The 17,760-nt window shown below is 70.6% G+C and carries 6 protein-coding genes and 1 pseudogene; 6 read left to right on the top strand and 1 reads right to left on the bottom strand.

The features are described 5' to 3' along the window. Positions 1 to 43: 43 nt before the first annotated feature. The 5 genes from MDN94_RS31280 (at position 44) to MDN94_RS31260 (ending at position 5,827) form a co-directional block, all read left to right on the top strand. Positions 44 to 925: an alpha/beta hydrolase gene (locus MDN94_RS31280; protein ID WP_441267593.1), complete on the top strand. Its 882-nt coding sequence runs from the start codon at positions 44 to 46 to the stop codon at positions 923 to 925. 21 nt (positions 926 to 946) lie between these two features. Beyond that, positions 947 to 2,248, top strand: a complete 1,302-nt coding sequence (locus tag MDN94_RS31275; RefSeq protein WP_482729224.1) for a cytochrome P450 — start codon at positions 947 to 949, stop codon at positions 2,246 to 2,248. Between the two features lie 62 nt (positions 2,249 to 2,310). Further along, positions 2,311 to 2,844: a DUF3291 domain-containing protein gene (locus MDN94_RS31270; RefSeq protein WP_482729223.1), complete on the top strand. Its 534-nt coding sequence runs from the start codon at positions 2,311 to 2,313 to the stop codon at positions 2,842 to 2,844. 57 nt (positions 2,845 to 2,901) lie between these two features. Continuing rightward, positions 2,902 to 4,086 carry a macrolide family glycosyltransferase gene (locus MDN94_RS31265; RefSeq protein WP_482729222.1) on the top strand — a complete coding sequence of 395 codons (1,185 nt, stop codon included), beginning with the start codon at positions 2,902 to 2,904 and terminating at the stop codon, positions 4,084 to 4,086. A gap of 100 nt (positions 4,087 to 4,186) precedes the next feature. Then, the gene (locus MDN94_RS31260) at positions 4,187 to 5,827 is read left to right on the top strand and encodes a glycoside hydrolase family 1 protein (protein ID WP_482729221.1); all 1,641 of its coding nucleotides are present in this window, start codon (positions 4,187 to 4,189) and stop codon (positions 5,825 to 5,827) included. Between the two features lie 22 nt (positions 5,828 to 5,849). Here MDN94_RS31260 and MDN94_RS31255 read toward each other — a convergent pair. Continuing rightward, positions 5,850 to 6,183 (bottom strand): annotated as a pseudogene (locus tag MDN94_RS31255) (IS200/IS605 family accessory protein TnpB-related protein); the annotation flags it as partial. A 189-nt stretch (positions 6,184 to 6,372) separates the two neighbouring features. Between MDN94_RS31255 and MDN94_RS31250 the strand changes: the two are divergent. Next, positions 6,373 to 17,742, top strand: a complete 11,370-nt coding sequence (locus MDN94_RS31250; RefSeq protein ID WP_482729220.1) for an SDR family NAD(P)-dependent oxidoreductase — start codon at positions 6,373 to 6,375, stop codon at positions 17,740 to 17,742. Positions 17,743 to 17,760 lie beyond the last annotated feature (18 nt).

The raw sequence follows: 17,760 nt of genomic DNA, 5'->3' as shown, positions 1-17,760 counted from the left end.
GCCCGCCCCCGCCCTTCCTGACACACCTTCACGGAGGAACGCCATGCCCGAGATCCAGCGCCCCGACGGTGCCCGCATCCACTACCAGGAGCACGGGGAAGGATTCCCCGTCCTGCTCCTCGCCCCGGGCGGCGTGAGCAGCCAGATCGAGTCCTGGGACGCGAACTTCTACCACCCCGTGCGCGAACTGGCCCCCCACTTCCGCGTCATCGCGATGGACCAGCGCCACGCCGGCCGCAGCCACGCCCCCACCACCCCCTTCTCGTACGAGCAGACCACCGGCGACCAACTCGCGGTCCTCGACCACCTCGGCATCGACCGGGCCCACCTGGTGGCCGCCGGCAGCGGATGCGCCCACGCCTGGCGGCTCACCCACCAGGCCCCCGACCGGGTGGCCGCCGTCGTCGGCCAGGAGCCCGCCGGCCGGGACTCCACCAACACCCTCGGCTCCTTCTTCACCGAGTTCGACGAGGCGATGCGCCACGTCCGCGCCGCCTCCCTCGACGACCCCGACACCATGGGACTGCGCGCGGTGATCGAAGCCGCCCTGCACGAGCCCCGGTTCAGCCTCAACCCGGCCGCCGGGCCCTTCGCGCAGCGGCTCCACGACGACGCCGCCTTCCGCGAGGAGTTCCTCACCTTCACCCGTGAAAGCTACGTCACCCGCCTGGTCCGCTTCCGCGACGGCGTCTGGCCCGACGGGTCGGCCTACTTCACCGTCCCCGAGGAGTGGATGACCAGCTTCCCCGCCCCGCTGCTCCTGCTGCCCGGAAGCGACCTGCACCACCCCGAGGGCGTGTCCAAGCGCATCGCCGCGGAGGCCCCGCGGGCGACCCTCCTCGACCACGGCTTCGACGCCCCCGAGCGGCGAAACGCGACCGTCGAGGCGATCACCGGGTTCCTCACCGCGCACACCCCCCGCTGACAACGAAAGAAGGCAACCGCGATGCCCACCCTCGACTCCCTCGACATCACCAGCGAAGCGCTCATCAACGAGCGCGGCTACCCGTGGAAGGAGTGGGAGCAGCTGCGCCGCGAGGCCCCCGTCTACTGGTACCAGCGCCCGGGCTACGAGCCCTTCTGGGCGCTGACCAAGTACGACGACCTCGCCTGGGTCGCCGCCAACCCGCACCTGTTCACCGTCAGCCAGCGCGTGCAGATCGAGACCCCCGACGAGATCGAGCCATTCGAGACCGAACGGGTCCGCCGCGCCGAGCAGTACGGCCACCCCGTCGACTACCACTACGGCCTGCCGTTCATGGACCCGCCGGGCCACCTCCAGGTGCGCAAGGCCATCTACCCGGCCTTCACCGCCGGCGGTCTGGCCGAGATGGAGGTGCGGCTCAAGGAGCTCGCCGTCCAGCACGTCGCCGAGTTCACCCAGCTCCTCGACGAGCGCGGCCACGCCGACGTGGCGCACGAGCTGTCCGCGAAGCTGCCGCTGGCCGCCCTGTTCGACCTGCTGGGCGTCCCGGAGAAGGACTGGGAGTACCTCTTCGACCTGCACCACAAGATCGCCAGCGCCTTCAGCTCCGGCTTCAAGTCCCTCGACGGCGAGGACCCGCAGGCCGCCTTCATGCGCCTGATCATGGACCTCGACGACTACATGGCCCAACTGGTGCGCACCCGCATGGCAGAGGGCGGCGGCGACGGCAAGGATGTCCTCAGCCGGCTCGCGAACGCCCGCCTGAACGGCGAGAAGCTCCAGTTCCACGACATCTCCTACCACTTCACCAACCTGGTGCACGCCGGCAACGGCACCAGCCGCAACGCGATCGTCGGCGGCGTGAAGGCCCTGCTGGAGCACCCGGACCAGCTGCGGAAGCTGATCGACGACCCGTCCCTGGTCGACAGCGCCGTCGAGGAGATCCTGCGCTGGACGTCGGTGGGCATCGTCTTCGCCCGGGTCGCCAAGCAGGACCTCGAGATCCGCGGCCAGCTCATCCGCAAGGGCCAGACCGTCGCCATGGTGCACCCCTCGGCCAACCGCGACGAGGACATCTTCGACGAGCCGGACCGCTTCGACATCACCCGCTCGCCCAACAAGCACCTCGCCTTCGGCGGCGCCGGCGAACACCGCTGCATCGGCATGGCACTCGCCCGCATCGAACTGCGGGCCATGTTCCATGCACTGCTGCCGCTGCTGCCCACCCTGGAACTGACCGGCGAGGGACGACTGCACGTCCTGCGCATGGTCGTCGCCGAATACTCCGAGCTTTCCGTCCGGCGCAAGAAGACCGCAGCCTGAACCGGCCCGCGGGCAGAGCGCCACGGCGAAATCCACGGACAGACAGGGAAGAGGGGACGGACGTGTCCACACAGGAAGCCACCGGCAGGAAATGCGCCGGCAGCAGAACACTTCAATTGCCGACGACACTCCAGGGATTCGCCGACTGCGACGAGACGGATCTGCAGATCGTGGTCCCGTGGACCGGGCCCGCCATCGACCCCGGCACCGGATTGCTGCGCGGCCCCCTGCCCGACCGGTATCTCATATCCGCATCCAGCGGATGGCCGAAACCGGACGCCGAAGAGACGACCGCTGACATGATTCAGGTCCTCATACAAGAGGGCTGGGAAAAGTACGGGATGCTGGCCGCCACCTTCGCCTACTCCGAGCGCTGCTGGAACAGCGCCAAGGGCCTTTCCATCTGGAAGGACGAGGAGTCCATGCGCGCGTTCGTCGCGTCGGCGGAACACATGGTGGCCATGCGGAAGACCAAGAAGGTGATGTACGCGTGGGAGTCCACCCACTGGGTCGCCACGGAAACCGCACGGCTGCCCACCTTCGCCGAAGGCAAATCGAAACTCGCCGAAGTCCGCGAGGACTACCCCGTGCGATGACCATCCGACCGGCCGGCGGCTCGTCCCACCACCCCGCCCCCCACAGAAACAGGTGACATGAGTAAGCACATCGCGTTCTTCAACTTCCCCGCCTTCGGCCACATCAACCCCAACCTGGGAGTGGTCCAGGAACTGGTCCGGCGCGGCCACAAGGTCACCTGCACCACCACCGACCACTTCGCGCCGGCCATCGAGGCGTCCGGTGCCCGCCCGGTCACCTACACCTCCGTCTTCGGCGACTACTACACCAGCCCCTACACCCCCGAAGCCCTCAAGGGCGAAGGCCTGCGCTGCTTCAACGAGGCGAAGACCCTCGCCGAATCCGCCGAGGCCTCCTACGCCGACGACCGCCCCGACCTCGTCGTCTACGACTTCATGGCCTGGGGCGCCCGGTTCTACGCCGCGAAGCACGACGTGCCCGCGATCAGGCTGCACCCCTCGTACGGGGCCAACGAGCACTTCGCCATCCACGAGAAGTTCCCGGTCGCGGAGATGAGCGACCCGCTGGTGATGGACATGCTCACCCAGCTCGAGGCGCACCTGCCGAGCATCGGCCTGGAAGGAACCTCCGCGATGGAGTTCCTCACCAAGATCGAGGACCTCGGCATCATCTTCCTGCCCCGCGAGTTCCACTACGACGGCGACACCTTCGACGAGCGATTCGTCTTCGCCGGACCCTGCCTCGGCGACCGGTCCGCATTCCAGGGCACCTGGCAGCCCACCGGCGACCGGCCCGTCCTGCTGATCTCCCTGGGCACCGCCGCCACCGGCTGGCCCGAGTTCTTCACCATGGCCGTCGAAGCGTTCCGCGACGCCCCCTGGGAGGTCGTGATGGCCGTCGGCGACCACGTCGACGCGGCCGAACTGGGCGACCTGCCCGCCCACTTCCACGTCTCCCGGCACGTGCCGCAGCTCGACGTGCTGCGCCACGCGAGCCTGTTCATCACCCACGGCGGCATGAACAGCACCATGGAATCCCTCTACAACGGCGTGCCCATGGTCGTCATCCCCCAGATGAACGAGCAGCGGGCCAACGGCCTGCGCGTCGAGGAACTGGGCCTCGGCCGGTTGCTCACCGCCTCCGACACCACCGTCCAGAGCCTGCGCAAGCTCGCCGACGACGTCCACGCCGACCAGGGCGTCAAGGACCGCGTCACGGCCCTGCAGACCAAGATGCAGCAGATCGACGGACCGGTCGTCGCCGCCGACGCCATCGAAGGGTTCCTGGCCTCCGCCCGCTGACCCGCCCCCTGACGACCGCAGCCGGCCGGACCGGACCGGGGGCCCCACGCCCCCCGACGACCCGGCCGGCTTCTTTCTGTAGATTTATCAAGGAGAAGACGTGAAGCGCATAGCTCTGCCGGCACTCGCCGTCGCCCTGGCGATGACGACGGTGCTGGCCATGGAAGTGAACGCCGGAGAGCAGCAGGAGCCGAACTCCCGGCACCCGCACGCGAAGAACGGCGCCTTCCCTCCCATTGGACCGATATCCAGCCCCGCGGGCAAGAACGGATTCCGGTTCGGAGTGGCCAGTTCCGCCACCCAGATCGAAGACCGGAACACCAACACCGACTGGTACAAGTGGACCCTCCCGGCGCCCGAGGGAATGGGCAAGAGCCCCTTCGTCGGAGAAGGCGTCAAAGGCTACTCGAAAGCACTCCAGGACGTCCGCCTCATCGACGACCTGAATGTCGACTCCTACCGATTCGGCGTCGAATGGGCGCGCATCGAACCCCGGCGCAACGTCATCGACAAGAACGCCCTCGCCCACTACAAGAAGCAACTCGACGCCCTCGCCGCCAAGGGCATCCGCCCCATGATCACCGTGCACCACTTCGCCAATCCGGTATGGGTCGACGACCCGGCCGACAACGAATGCGCGAACGGGCCCCGCGACACCAACCTGTGCGGCCTCGACCACCCCCAGGGCGGCCCGCTGGTCGTCAAGGAAATGGCCGAATTCGCCGCACTCCTCGCCACCACGTTCGGCGACCGCGTCGACGAATGGGTCACCGTCAACGAACCCATGGTCTACATGACCCTCTCCCACTCCTTCGGCGCCGGACCGCCCGGCAAGTCCAGCCTGCTGCAGGGCGACGTGAAACGCTTCGCCGCCGCCCAACGCACCTACATCCAGGCCCACGTGGCCATGTACGACGCCATCAAGAGCGCCGACCGCACCGACACCGACGGCGACGGCGCACCCTCCAGCGTCGGCCTGACCACCGGCGCCCAGGAATACGTCCCGGTCCACGACGGCAAACTCAGCAACGACCCCAAGGACATCGCCGCCCGCGACCGCTACCGCCAGTTCATCGACTACAGCGTCGTCGACTCGCTGTGGCAGGGCCGGTTCGACCAGGACCTCGACGGCACCATGGACGAGGCCCACCCCGAGTGGAAGAACAAGATCGACTGGCTCGGCCCGCAGAGCTACTCCCGCACCGGCGTCTCCGCCCCCGGCTCCGACCCGGCCGGCATCCTCTACCCCGTCCTCAACGTCGAGGTCTGCCTGAACGAACCGAGCCTGCCCCTGCTCGACAAGACGTACTACGTCCCCACCATGGGCTACGAGACCAACCCCGAGGGCCTCTACACCGTCCTCAAGGAGATCAGCAGCCGCTACCCCGGCCTGCCGCTCGTCGTCACCGAGTCAGGCCTGGCCACCGAATCCGGCAAGCGCCGCGCCGAACACCTCGTACGCGCCCTCGAACAGATCCAGCGCCTGCGCACCGAAGGCACCGACATCCGCGGCTACTACCACTGGAGCCTGCTCGACAACTTCGAATGGCTCGGCGGCTACACCCCCCGCTTCGGCCTCTACCGCGTCGACCGCACCACCATGGAACGCACCCCCACCGAGGCGGCCACCGTGTACGCACGCATCGCCGACCGCCGCTTCCTGACACCCGCCGACAAGTCCCGGTACGGCGGCAGCGGCCCCCTCACCCCCGAGCCGGCCGCCGCCGGCGCCGAACGCTGACCACCTGAACACACCGTTCCCATTCAGTGAGCGGGAGTGAGTCTTGAACCCATTCCTGCTCGCTGCGGACATCCCGAACGGTTTTGGGTGTCCTGGTCGCCCGCGTTCGCTCCGTGTCCGGTGGCACGGATCGGGTCCGTGGTCCGGGAACGCGGTGGCGGGGCCCCTCACGCCCCGGGGGTGTCCGGTGGGGCCTGGACGGTCCGATGCCCGCAACCATCGCTCTGGTGGATGCGGGGCGGTGCCGTCCGACGCCGGACCGGACACCCCTGGGCGCGTCGTCCGATCGCGATGCCGGCCGCATCGTGACGGGTGGCCCTACGGGTGGTGCTGGTGAGCTGCTTCTGCCAGTGCTCAAAGGCCGACAGTTCCCAACCTCCTTGCACGAGGGCCGCCCCGCACCGTCGGAGCGGCCCTCGGCCCGTCTGGACGGCCGCTCGAGCACGCCCCGAGCCGCCCCCACCAGGGTGGATGCGGTTGCGTCCGGGCGCGGAAAGGGGTGCCACCCGCACGGACATCGGTCGCAGAAGGGCGAGGGTGAACACATGAGCATGGCCAAGGAGAACGGCGACAGCGGTTCCTCTTCCACCGCCCAGGACATCGCACAGTTCATCCAGGAAACCGTCGCCGACCTGCTCGGCACCACCCCCCGGTCCGTCACCGCCGACCGGCCCCTGCACGAACTGGGCATGACCTCCGTCCACACCATCGCCCTGACCGGCCGGCTCTCCGCCCACCTCGGCCACCCGGTCCCCAGCTGGACCGCCTGGCAGTACCCCACCGTCTCCGCCCTCGCCGCCCACCTCGCCGGCGACCCCGCCCCGGCCCCCGCGCCCGGCGCCCCGGCCGCCCGCCAGAGCCACCACCACGAACCCGTCGCCATCGTCGGCCTCGGCTGCCGCCTGCCCGGCGGCGTCGACAGCCCCCATGCCCTGTGGCAGGCCCTCACCGACGGCCTCGACGCCGTCCGCGACGTACCCGCCGACCGCTGGAACATCGACGACTGGCACGACGAAGACCCCGACGCCCCCGGCCGGACGACCACCCGCCGCGGCGGATTCCTCGACGACATCGCCGACTTCGACGCCGGGTTCTTCCGCATCTCACCCGCCGAAGCACGCCAGATGGACCCCCAGCAGCGCATGGCCCTCGAAGTCGCCTGGGCCGCACTCGAGGACGCACACATCCGGCCCGCCGACCTCACCGGCACCCGCACCGGCGTCTTCCTCGGCACCATGGCCCAGGAATACCACCTGGCGACCGGAGCCGACCCCGCACAGATCGCCACCCACTCCGCCACCGGCTGGGACAACTCCGTCATCCCCGCCCGCATCGCCTACACCCTCGGCCTCCAAGGCCCCGCCATCGCCGTCGCCACCGCGTGCAGCTCCTCCCTCACCGCCACCCACCTCGCCGTACAGAGCCTGCGCAACGGCGAAACCGACACCGCCCTCGCCGGCGGCGTCAACGTCATGCTCCACCCCCACACCACCGTCGCCATGACCAAGTTCGGCGGCCTGAACCCCGACGGCCAGTGCCGCGCCTTCGACGCCGACGCAGCCGGCTACGTACGCGGCGAAGGATGCGGCGTCGTCGTCCTGCGCCGCCTGTCCGACGCCCTCGCCGCAGGCGACCGCATCTACGCCGTCATCCGCGGCACCGCCGTCAACAACGACGGCGCCTCCAACGGCCTGACCGCCCCCAACCCAAAGGCCCAGAGCGACGTCCTGCGCACCGCCTGGCAGGACGCCGGCATCGCCCCCAAGGACGTCTCCTACATCGAGGCCCACGGCACCGGCACCCTCCTCGGCGACCCCATCGAAGCCGAAGCCCTCGGCTCCGTGTTCGCCCCCGGCCGCACCGAGCCACTGCACATCGGCTCCGCCAAGACCAACTTCGGGCACCTCGAACCCGCCGCCGGTGTCGTCGGCCTCATGAAGACCGCCCTCGCCCTCCACCACGGCGAACTCCCCGCCAGCCTCCACTTCCGCACCCCCAACCCGCACATCGACTTCACCGGCAACCGCCTCGAAGTCGTCACCACCCACCGGCCCTGGCCATCGGCCCGCCACCGCTACGCCGGCGTCAGCGGCTTCGGCTTCGGCGGCACCAACGCCCACATCGCCCTGGAAGCACCCCCCGCCCGGCCCCGCACCCTGCTCGCCGTCGGCGCCGACACCCCCACCGCCCTGACCCGAGCAGCCCACGACCTCATCGACGGCATCCGCAACGGCGCCACCCCCACCGCACCCGGCACCGGCCCCTACCGCCTCTTCGCCGCCGCCGACCACCCCGCCCGGGCCGCCGACACCCTCGCCGCACACCTCGACACCCCCGACGCGCACCCCACCACCGGCGACCAACGCCCCGCCCTCGTCTGGTTCTTCTCCGGCCACGGCTCACAGTGGCTCGGCATGGGACGCGACCTGCTCACCGAACCCGCCTTCCGCACAGCACTCGCCGACTGCGACGCCGCCGTACGGGAATGCACCGGCTGGTCCGTCACCGAACAGCTCTGCGCCCCCGAACACCGCACCGCCCTCCACCGCACGGACATCCTCCAGCCCGTGCTCTTCGCCCTCCAGATCGCCCTCGCCCGCACCCTCGAGGCCTGGGGGCAGACCCCCGACGCCGTCCTGGGACAGAGCGTCGGCGAAGTCGCCGCCGGTGTGGTCTCCGGCGCCCTGACCCTGCGGGAAGGCGCCAGGATCATCACCACCTGGTCCGCGCTCATCGCCGAACACGCAAGCGGCCACGGCACCCTCGTCGTCTGCGACCTCCCCCTCGACCAGGCACGCGCCCTCGTCGCCGGCACACCACTGAGCATCGCCGGCCACCTGGCCCCCGACCAGGTGTGCCTGGCCGGCCCCCTCGCCGCCGTCGCCCACACCGAACGCGCCCTCACCGACGACGGCGTCCGCGTCCACCGCGTCAACATCGACTACGCCGCCCACAGCGCGGCCCTGCGCGACCTCGCACCCGAACTGACCGCCCGCCTGGCCGACATACGCGGACGCACCACCACCGTCCCCCTGCTGTCGACCGTCACCGGCACCCCCGTCGAAGGCACCGCCCTCGACGCAGCCTACTGGGCACGCAACATGTCCCAGCCCATGCTCCTGACCGAGGCCGTACACGCCCTCGCCGACCGGTACGACACTCTGCGCATCGTCGAGATCAGCCCGCACCCGATCGCCCGGCACTCCATCGAACGCACTCTCGCGGCCCTCGCCGACGGCACGACCGGCACCACGACAGCCGGCCGGGTGCTCGCCACCTGCCTGCGCGACCAGCCCTCCCGCCCGGCACTGGAAGACCTGACCGGCCGCCTGTGGTGCGACGGCCACCACGTCGACTGGACCGCCGTCACAGGCCGCTCCGGCACGCCCGAGATCCCCGTGGTCCTGCCCCTGTCCGGGCACACCCCCGGCGCCCTGGCAGACAACGCGGTGCGTCTGGCCGATTGGTTGGAGGCCTGTGACGGGGAGGAGTCGGTTCTCGCCGATGTGGCGTTCTCGGCGGCGGGGCGCACGCGGTTCGGGTGTCGGGCGGGTGTGGTTGCCGGTTCGGTGGCGGAGGCGGTTGCTGGTTTGCGGGCGGTGGGGGAGGGGCGTTCGGCTGCGGGTGCGGTCACCGGCACGGCTTCTGGTTCTGGTTCGTCGGTTGGTGCGGCGTTCTTGTTTGCGGGTCAGGGGAGTCAGCGGGCGGGGATGGGGCGGGGGTTGTATGAGGCGTTCCCGGTGTTCGCGTCGGCTTTCGATGAGGTGTGCGGTTTCTTCGATGGGGATGTGAAGGGGGTGGTGTTCGGTTCGGACGAGGGGTTGGTGGAGCGGACGGAGTGGGCGCAGCCGGGGTTGTTCGCGTTCGAGGTGGCGTTGTTCCGTTTGGTGGAGTCGTTCGGGGTGTCTGCGTCGTTTGTGGCGGGGCATTCGGTGGGGGAGATTGCGGCGGCGTGTGTGGCGGGGGTGTTCTCGCTCGAGGATGCGTGTCGTTTGGTGGAGGCGCGTGGCCGGTTGATGGGTGGGTTGCCGTCGGGTGGGGCGATGGTGTCGGTGCGTGCTTCGGAGGACGAGGTGCGGCCGTTGTTGGGTGGGGTGGATATTGCGGCGGTGAACGGCCCGCGTTCGGTGGTGGTGTCGGGTGAGCGGGGGGAGGTGGAGGCGGTTGCCCGGCGGTTGGAGGCTTCGGGTTGCGGGACGAGGTCGTTGCGGGTGTCGCATGCGTTCCATTCGCGGTTGATGGATCCGATGCTGGCCGCGTTCGAGGAGGTTGCTGCTTCGATCACGTATGCCGAGCCGAGGATCGCGATGCCGCCGGTCGGCGGTGCCCGGGATGCGGGCTACTGGGTGCGGCATGTGCGTGATGCGGTCCGCTTCGCCGACGACATGCGGTTCTTGGCGGCTGCAGGCGCCGAACGTTTCCTTGAACTGGGCCCGCAAAGTGTGCTGACGGCGGCCGCGGCGGAGAACCTGCCCGAGGACACACCCGTCCGGTTCGTCGCCAGTGCCCGCAAGGGTGCGGACGAGGTCGCCGGGGTGCTGACCGCACTCACCGAACTGCACGTCCTCGGCCAGGACATCGACTGGGACGCCCTGTTCACGGGAACCGGCGCCACCCGTATCGACCTGCCCACCTACGCCTTCCAACGCGAACGCTACTGGCTCGACGCACCCACCGACACCACCCCCACCCGCACCCGGACCCACGCCGAGGACGCCCTGTGGGACGCCGTCCAACGCGGCGAGACCGAGGAACTCGCCCGCCTCCTCGGAGCCGACGACAGCACGACCGTGGCCGCGATGCTGCCGCACCTCGCCGCCTGGCACAGCCGCCACACCCACACCGGCGAAGTGGCGGACTGGCTCTACGAGGAGACCTGGCACAACGCCCCCGCCCCCGCCCCCGCACCCGTCGCCGTCCGCGGCCCCTGGCTGCTGGTCGCCCCGCCGCCCGGACTGGCCCGGACATTCGAAGCGGCCGGCGCGAAGGTGCACGTCGTCCCCGCAGCCGGCGAACGCGAACACTTCAGCGCCCACCTGGCCGGAATCCCCGCCCCGACAGCCACCCACCTGCGCGGCGTGCTCGCCTTCACCCCCCTCGACGAAGCCGTCGACCCCGACCATGACCTTGAGGCCGACGCCGCACCGCCCTGCGGCACCTCCCAGACCCTCGCCCTCACCCAGGCCCTCGGCGACCACGGGATACAGGCACCGCTGTGGATCCTCACCCGCGGCGCGATACAGGCCCACCCCGACGACACCGTCCCCCGCCCGTGGCAGGCACAGACCTGGGGCCTGGGACACGTGATCGCCCTCGAACACCCCAACCGCTGGGGCGGACTGATCGACCTCCCCGAGGAGATCGACACACAGGCCACGCTGCAACTCCTGGCCACCGTCACCGGCACCGACGCGGAAGAACACGTCGCACTGCGCCCCTGCGGCCGCCTCGTACGACGGCTCCGCCGCGCCGCCGCACCCGACACCGCCGCCCCGGCACGGACAGGCCGCGGCACCGCCCTCATCACCGGAGGCAGCGGCGCCCTCGCCGCCCACCTCGCACGCCACCTGGCCGCACACGGCACCGAACACCTCGTGCTGGCATCCCGGCGCGGCCCCGACGCCCCCGGCGCCGCCGAACTGAAGGCGGAACTCGAGACCACAGGCACCCGCGTCACCCTCGCCGCCTGCGACATCAGCGACCCCGCCCGCACGGCCGAACTCCTCGCCACCCTCGACCGCGACGAACAGGCCCCCCTGCGCGCCGTGTTCCACACCGCCGGCGTCCTCGACGACAAACTGCTGGCCACCCTCACCACGGCCGAGGTCGAAACGATCGCGGCACCCAAACTCGGCGGAGCCTGGAACCTCCACGCCCTCACCCAGGACCGCGAACTGGACGCGTTCGTACTGTTCTCGTCCGTCATCGGAACCCTCGGCAACACCGGACAGGCCGGCTACGCCATGGCCAACGCCGGCCTCGACGCCCTGGCCGCACACCGCAGGGCAGCCGGACTCCCCGCGGTCTGCGTCGCCTGGGGCCCATGGTCCGACGGCGGCATGGCCGACGGCGCCACCGGCACCCTGCTGCGCCGCAACGGACTCGTCCCCATGCCGGCCGCCAAAGCCCTCACCGGCCTGGACCTGGCCCTGGCCGCCGGGCGCACCACCGTCGTCGCGCACATGGACTGGGCCCACGCCGTCCCCGCCTTCTGCCCACGCGGCCCCCTGCGCGCCGTGCTGAGCGAGATCCCCGAAGCCCGCGCCGCGAGCGAGCCGCACACCGGCACCGGCCACACCGCGACACTGCGCGACACACTCCTCGGCCTGACCGACGAAGCCCGGCTCCTCCACGTCCAGGACCTCCTGGCAGCAGAGGCAGCAGCCGTGCTCGGCATGCAGAGCCCGGCAGCCCTCGACCCCGAGCGGGGCTTCAAGGACCTCGGCTTCGACTCGATGATGGCCATCGCCTTCAGCCACCGGATCCAGGACCGCGTCGGCATCACCACCCCCAGGACACTGATCTACGACTGCCCGAACCTCTTGGCCGTCGCCCGGTGGCTGCTCGACCGACTCACCCCGGCCACCGACGCCGACACACCCGCCCCCGCCCCCGCCGGGGGCCGCACCGACGAACCACTGGCCGTCGTCGGCGTGGGCCTGCGCATGCCGGGCGACGCGAACGACCTGGCAAGCTTCTGGAACGTACTGGCCGAAGGCCGCGACACCCTCTCACCCATCCCCACCGACCGCTTCGACGTGGACCGGTTCTACGACGCCGACCCCGACGCCGAAGGAAAGACCTACGTCCGCCACGCCTCCCTCCTCGACGACGTGGCATCGTTCGACGCGGCGTTCTTCGGCATCAGCCCGCGCGAAGCCGAACCGATGGACCCCCAGCACCGACTGCTGCTGGAAGCCGCCTGGACCTCACTGGAGAACGCCGGCCTGCGCCCCCGCGACCTGCGCGACAGCCGGACCGGCGTCTTCATCGGCGCAGGGCCCGGCGAATACGGCAAGTACCGCCAGGGCTCCGGCCCCGACACCTACACCCTGACCGGCAGCCTCCCGAGCTTCAACGCCGGACGGCTCTCCTACCACCTCGGCCTGCAGGGCCCCGCCCTGGCCGTCGACACCGCCTGCTCGTCCTCGCTGGTCGCCCTGCACCTCGCCTGCGAGGCGCTGCGCAACGACGAGTGCGAACTCGCCCTCGCCGGCGGCGTCCAGGTCCTCGCCGACCCCGGCGCCTTCGTCGCCCTCAGCCGCTCGCACGCACTGGCCGCCGACGGCCGCAGCAAGACCTTCTCCGCGGCGGCCGACGGATACGGCCGCGGCGAAGGCGTCGGCGTCGTCGCCGTCATGCGCCTCACCGACGCCCTCGAGCAGGGCCGCGACGTACTCGGCGTCGTCCGGGCGACCGCGATCAACCACGACGGCGCAAGCAGCGGCATCACGGCACCCAACGGCACCTCGCAGCAGAAGGTCATCCGCGCCGCCCTCCGCTCCGCCGGCCTGACCCCGACCGACATCGACTACGTCGAGTGCCACGGCACCGGCACAGCCCTCGGAGACCCCATCGAGGTACAGGCCCTCGCCGCCGTGTACGGAAACGGCCGCACCCCCGAGCAGCCACTCGCCCTCGGCACCGCCAAGAGCGTCATCGGCCACCTGGAGTCCGCCGCCGGCATCGCAGGCGTCTGCAAGGTCCTCGCCTCGTTCCGCAACGAGGCCCTGCCCCCCACGATGCACAGCACCCCCCGCAACCCGAACATCGCCTGGGACGACCTGCCGGTCCACGTCATCGACGAGCTCACCGCCTGGCCACGAGGCGAGCGGACCCGCCGGGCGGGTGTGTCCTCGTTCGGGTTGAGCGGGACGAATGCGCATGTGGTGTTGGAGGAGGCTCCGGCGGTGGTGCCGGTGGAGTCTTCGCAGGGGGTGGGCGGGCTGCCGGTGGTTCCGGTGGTGGTGTCGGGTCGGGACGAGGGGGCGTTGCGGGAGAACGCGGTGCGTCTGGCCGATTGGTTGGAGGCCTGTGACGGGGAGGAGTCGGTTCTCGCCGATGTGGCGTTCTCGGCGGCGGGGCGCACGCGGTTCGGGTGTCGGGCGGGTGTGGTTGCCGGTTCGGTGGCGGAGGCGGTTGCTGGTTTGCGGGCGGTGGGGGAGGGGCGTTCGGCTGCGGGTGCGGTCACCGGCACGGCTTCTGGTTCTGGTTCGTCGGTTGGTGCGGCGTTCTTGTTTGCGGGTCAGGGGAGTCAGCGGGCGGGGATGGGGCGGGGGTTGTATGAGGCGTTCCCGGTGTTCGCGTCGGCTTTCGATGAGGTGTGCGGTTTCTTCGATGGGGATGTGAAGGGGGTGGTGTTCGGTTCGGACGAGGGGTTGGTGGAGCGGACGGAGTGGGCGCAGCCGGGGTTGTTCGCGTTCGAGGTGGCGTTGTTCCGTTTGGTGGAGTCGTTCGGGGTGTCTGCGTCGTTTGTGGCGGGGCATTCGGTGGGGGAGATTGCGGCGGCGTGTGTGGCGGGGGTGTTCTCGCTCGAGGATGCGTGTCGTTTGGTGGAGGCGCGTGGCCGGTTGATGGGTGGGTTGCCGTCGGGTGGGGCGATGGTGTCGGTGCGTGCTTCGGAGGACGAGGTGCGGCCGTTGTTGGGTGGGGTGGATATTGCGGCGGTGAACGGGCCGCGTTCGGTGGTGGTGTCGGGTGAGCGGGGGGAGGTGGAGGCGGTTGCCCGGCGGTTGGAGGTTTCGGGTTGCGGGACGAGGTCGTTGCGGGTGTCGCATGCGTTCCATTCGCGGTTGATGGATCCGATGCTGGCCGCGTTCGAGGAGGTTGCTGCTTCGATCACGTATGCCGAGCCGAGGATTGCGATGCCGCCGGTCGGCGGTGCCCGGGATGCGGGCTACTGGGTGCGGCATGTGCGTGATGCGGTCCGCTTCGCCGACGACATGCGGTGGGTCGAGGGGCAGGGTGCCGGCGCCTGTGTGGAGATCGGTCCGGGTGCGGTTTTGAGCGCGATGGCCCAGGACTGCCTGACCGACTCGGGCGCGCGGGTCGTTCCTGCCCTGCGCAAGGGACTGGACGAACCGCGTGCCGTCCTGACCGCACTCACCGAACTGCACGTCCTCGGCCAGGACATCGACTGGGACGCCCTGTTCACGGGGACCGGCGCCACCCGTATCGACCTGCCCACCTACGCCTTCCAACGCGAACGCTACTGGCAGCAGGTGTCCACCTCCGGTGATGTGACCTCGGTGGGGTTGGAGTCGGCCGGGCATCCGTGGCTGGGTGCGGTGACCGCGCTCGCCGACGGCGAAGGCCACGTCTTCAGCGGTCGTGTGTCGCTGCGTGAGTTCGGCTGGTTGGCCGATCATGCGGTGTTCGGCACGGTGATCGTCCCTGGCACCGCGTTGTTGGAACTCGCTTTGTCGGCGGGCCATTTCGTGGGTGCGGGCCGGGTGGAGGAGCTGACGCTCCTGGAGGCGCTGGTCGTTCCGCTGGAGGGTGAGCTGCGGCTTCAGGTGACGGTGGGTGCGCCCGGTCCGGATGGTCGTCGTGCGGTGGCGGTCTACAGCCGGCGTGGTGAGGACGGTGAGTGGGTGCGGCATGCGTCCGGCGTGCTGAGTGAGGCACCGGCCGTCGCGTCCGGCGGGTTCGAGGCGTTGGCGCAGTGGCCGGTGGCGGGCGCGCAGCGGGTGGACCTGGACGGTTTCTATGAGCGGTTCGCGGAGCAGGGCATTGCCTACGGTCCGGTGTTCCGGGGCTTGAGCGAGTTGTGGCGTGACGGCGACACGGCTTATGGCCTGGTGCGGCTGCCCGAGGACGTCACGACCGACGGCTACGGCATCCATCCCGCACTCCTCGACACGGCGCTGCATGTGTTGAAGGGCTCGGCGGCCGCGCGGGAGCGGTTGGATGGCGCTCTGCTGCCGGTCGAGTGGGCGCAGGTGGACCTGTCGGCGATGGGCGGCAGCGAGTTGCGTGTCCGTGCGGATCTCGACCCCTCGGGGACGTCCCTTCGGCTGTGGGTCGCCGATCCGGCCGGCGGGCCTGTTCTGTCCGGCCGTCTCGACCTGCGCGAGGTGACCGCCGAGCAGATCCGTGCCTCGACGTTGGTGGACCACCTGTACCGGGTGGAGTTCCAGCCGGTCACGGCCGGCTCTCAGGCACGGGACGCCGAGCGGCTGGTGATCGACGCGCGGGGCTGGTCGGGTGCGGTGACGGAGGTCGCCGGACGTGGACTGGCCGAACTTCAGCAGGCGTTGACCGGTGACACAGCCGAGATCGTGTTGGTGACCTGCGGTGCGGTCGGTGAGGACGCCGTGGACGTGGGCCAGGCGTCGTTGTGGGGTCTGGTGCGTTCGGCGCGCAGTGAGCACCCGGAGCGGGTGATCCGCCTGATCGACACCGACACCGATGAGGGCTTGGCGTCGGCCGTGCGAGTGGCGGACGAGCCCGAGCTGATCGTCCGCGCAGGCAAGGTGCTGGCGGCCCGACTGGTCCGGGCGTCGGCAGACGCCGGCGCGCAGAGCCGTGGGCTGGATCCTGCCGGCACGGTCCTGATCACGGGCGGCACGGGGGAGTTGGGTCAGGCGTTGGCCCGTCACCTGGTCCATGAGCATGGGGTGCGTCGTCTGGTGGTGACCTCACGTCGTGGCACGGACGCACCTGGCGCCGATGAGTTGGTGGGGGAGTTGACCGCGGCGGGTGCCGAGCGTGTCGAGGTCGTCGCGTGTGACGTGGCCGACCGCGCCCAGGTCCGTGCCCTGCTCACCGGCGTGGACACCGCCCACCCGTGGACCGGTGTGTTCCACCTCGCCGCCGTCCTCGACGATGGGCTTCTCACCGACCAGACCCCTGACCGTCTGGCCCGCGTCCTGGGCCCGAAGACCGAGGGTGCGCTGCACCTGCACGACCTCACCCGCGAACTCGGCCTCGATCTCGCCGCCTTCGTCCTCTACTCCGGCGCAGCCGGGGTGCTGGGCACGGCTGGTCAGAGCACCTACGCCGCCGCCAACACGGCGCTGGACACGCTCGCCGCGCTCCGCCGTAGTCAGGGCCTGGCCGCGACCAGCCTCTCCTGGGGCCTGTGGCAGCAGGCCGGGAACGGCGGCATGACCGCCCATCTCGGCCAGGCCGAACTGGCCCGAATGCGCCGCCAGGGCATCGCCCCACTGCCCGTTGCCCAGGGTCTGCGGCTCCTCGACCGGGCGCTCCACGGCCAGGACAGCCACCTCGTACCGGCCGTTCTCGACCTTGCGGCGGTCCGTCGGGAAGCGGAGAAGAGCGCTACGCTCCCTGCCCTCCTGCGTCTGCTGGTCCGGCCGCAGCTGCGCCGGGCGGCCGGCCGGACCGGCGACGCCCCGTCGTCCCTGCGCGACGAGCTGGCGACCTTGCCGGAGACACAGCGCACACAGCGCGTCCAGCACGTGGTCCTCAGCGAACTGGCAGTGGTCCTCGGCATCAGCGACATCTCCGGCCTGGGACCGGACCAGGTGCTCAAGGAACTGGGTCTGGACTCGCTGATGGCGGTCGAGCTGCGCAGGCGGCTCGCTGCGGCCACCGGCACCACATTGCCCGCCACCCTGGTGTTCGACTATCCGACCCCCGGCGCCATCACGGACCTGGTGATCGACCGGCTGGGTATCGCCGCCGACGCCGGCCGGCAAGAACCGTCCCCCGACAGCCCTCCCGCCGTACTGGACTGGGTACTCCAGCGCCTGTCCGCCGATCAGCTGCACCGCAGCGGCCTGCTCGACATGCTCGTCGACCTGGCGAACAGGGAGAGCGGGAACGGCACCGCCGACCCCTCCGCCCCCACCCTCCGGCCCTCCGACGCCCCCCGCCTGGAGGAGCGGTCGGTCGACGACATCAACGCCGAGCTCAACGCCTTCCTGGAAGCCGCAGGCGCAGGCGACTGAGAGGACCCGTCGCTTTCC

The organism is Streptomyces sp. WAC00040, assembly GCF_056835925.1.
Note: the sequence above shows the minus strand (reverse complement) of the source record. Positions and strands in the feature narration are given on the sequence as shown.

What these genes read in the sequence shown, in the direction of transcription:
- MDN94_RS31280 (WP_441267593.1), top strand. Translation starts at nt 44, where the DNA reads ATGCCCGAGATCCAGCGCCCCGACGGTGCCCGCATCCACTACCAGGAG.
- MDN94_RS31275 (WP_482729224.1), top strand. Translation starts at nt 947, where the DNA reads ATGCCCACCCTCGACTCCCTCGACATCACCAGCGAAGCGCTCATCAAC.
- MDN94_RS31265 (WP_482729222.1), top strand. Translation starts at nt 2,902, where the DNA reads ATGAGTAAGCACATCGCGTTCTTCAACTTCCCCGCCTTCGGCCACATC.
- MDN94_RS31250 (WP_482729220.1), top strand. Translation starts at nt 6,373, where the DNA reads ATGAGCATGGCCAAGGAGAACGGCGACAGCGGTTCCTCTTCCACCGCC.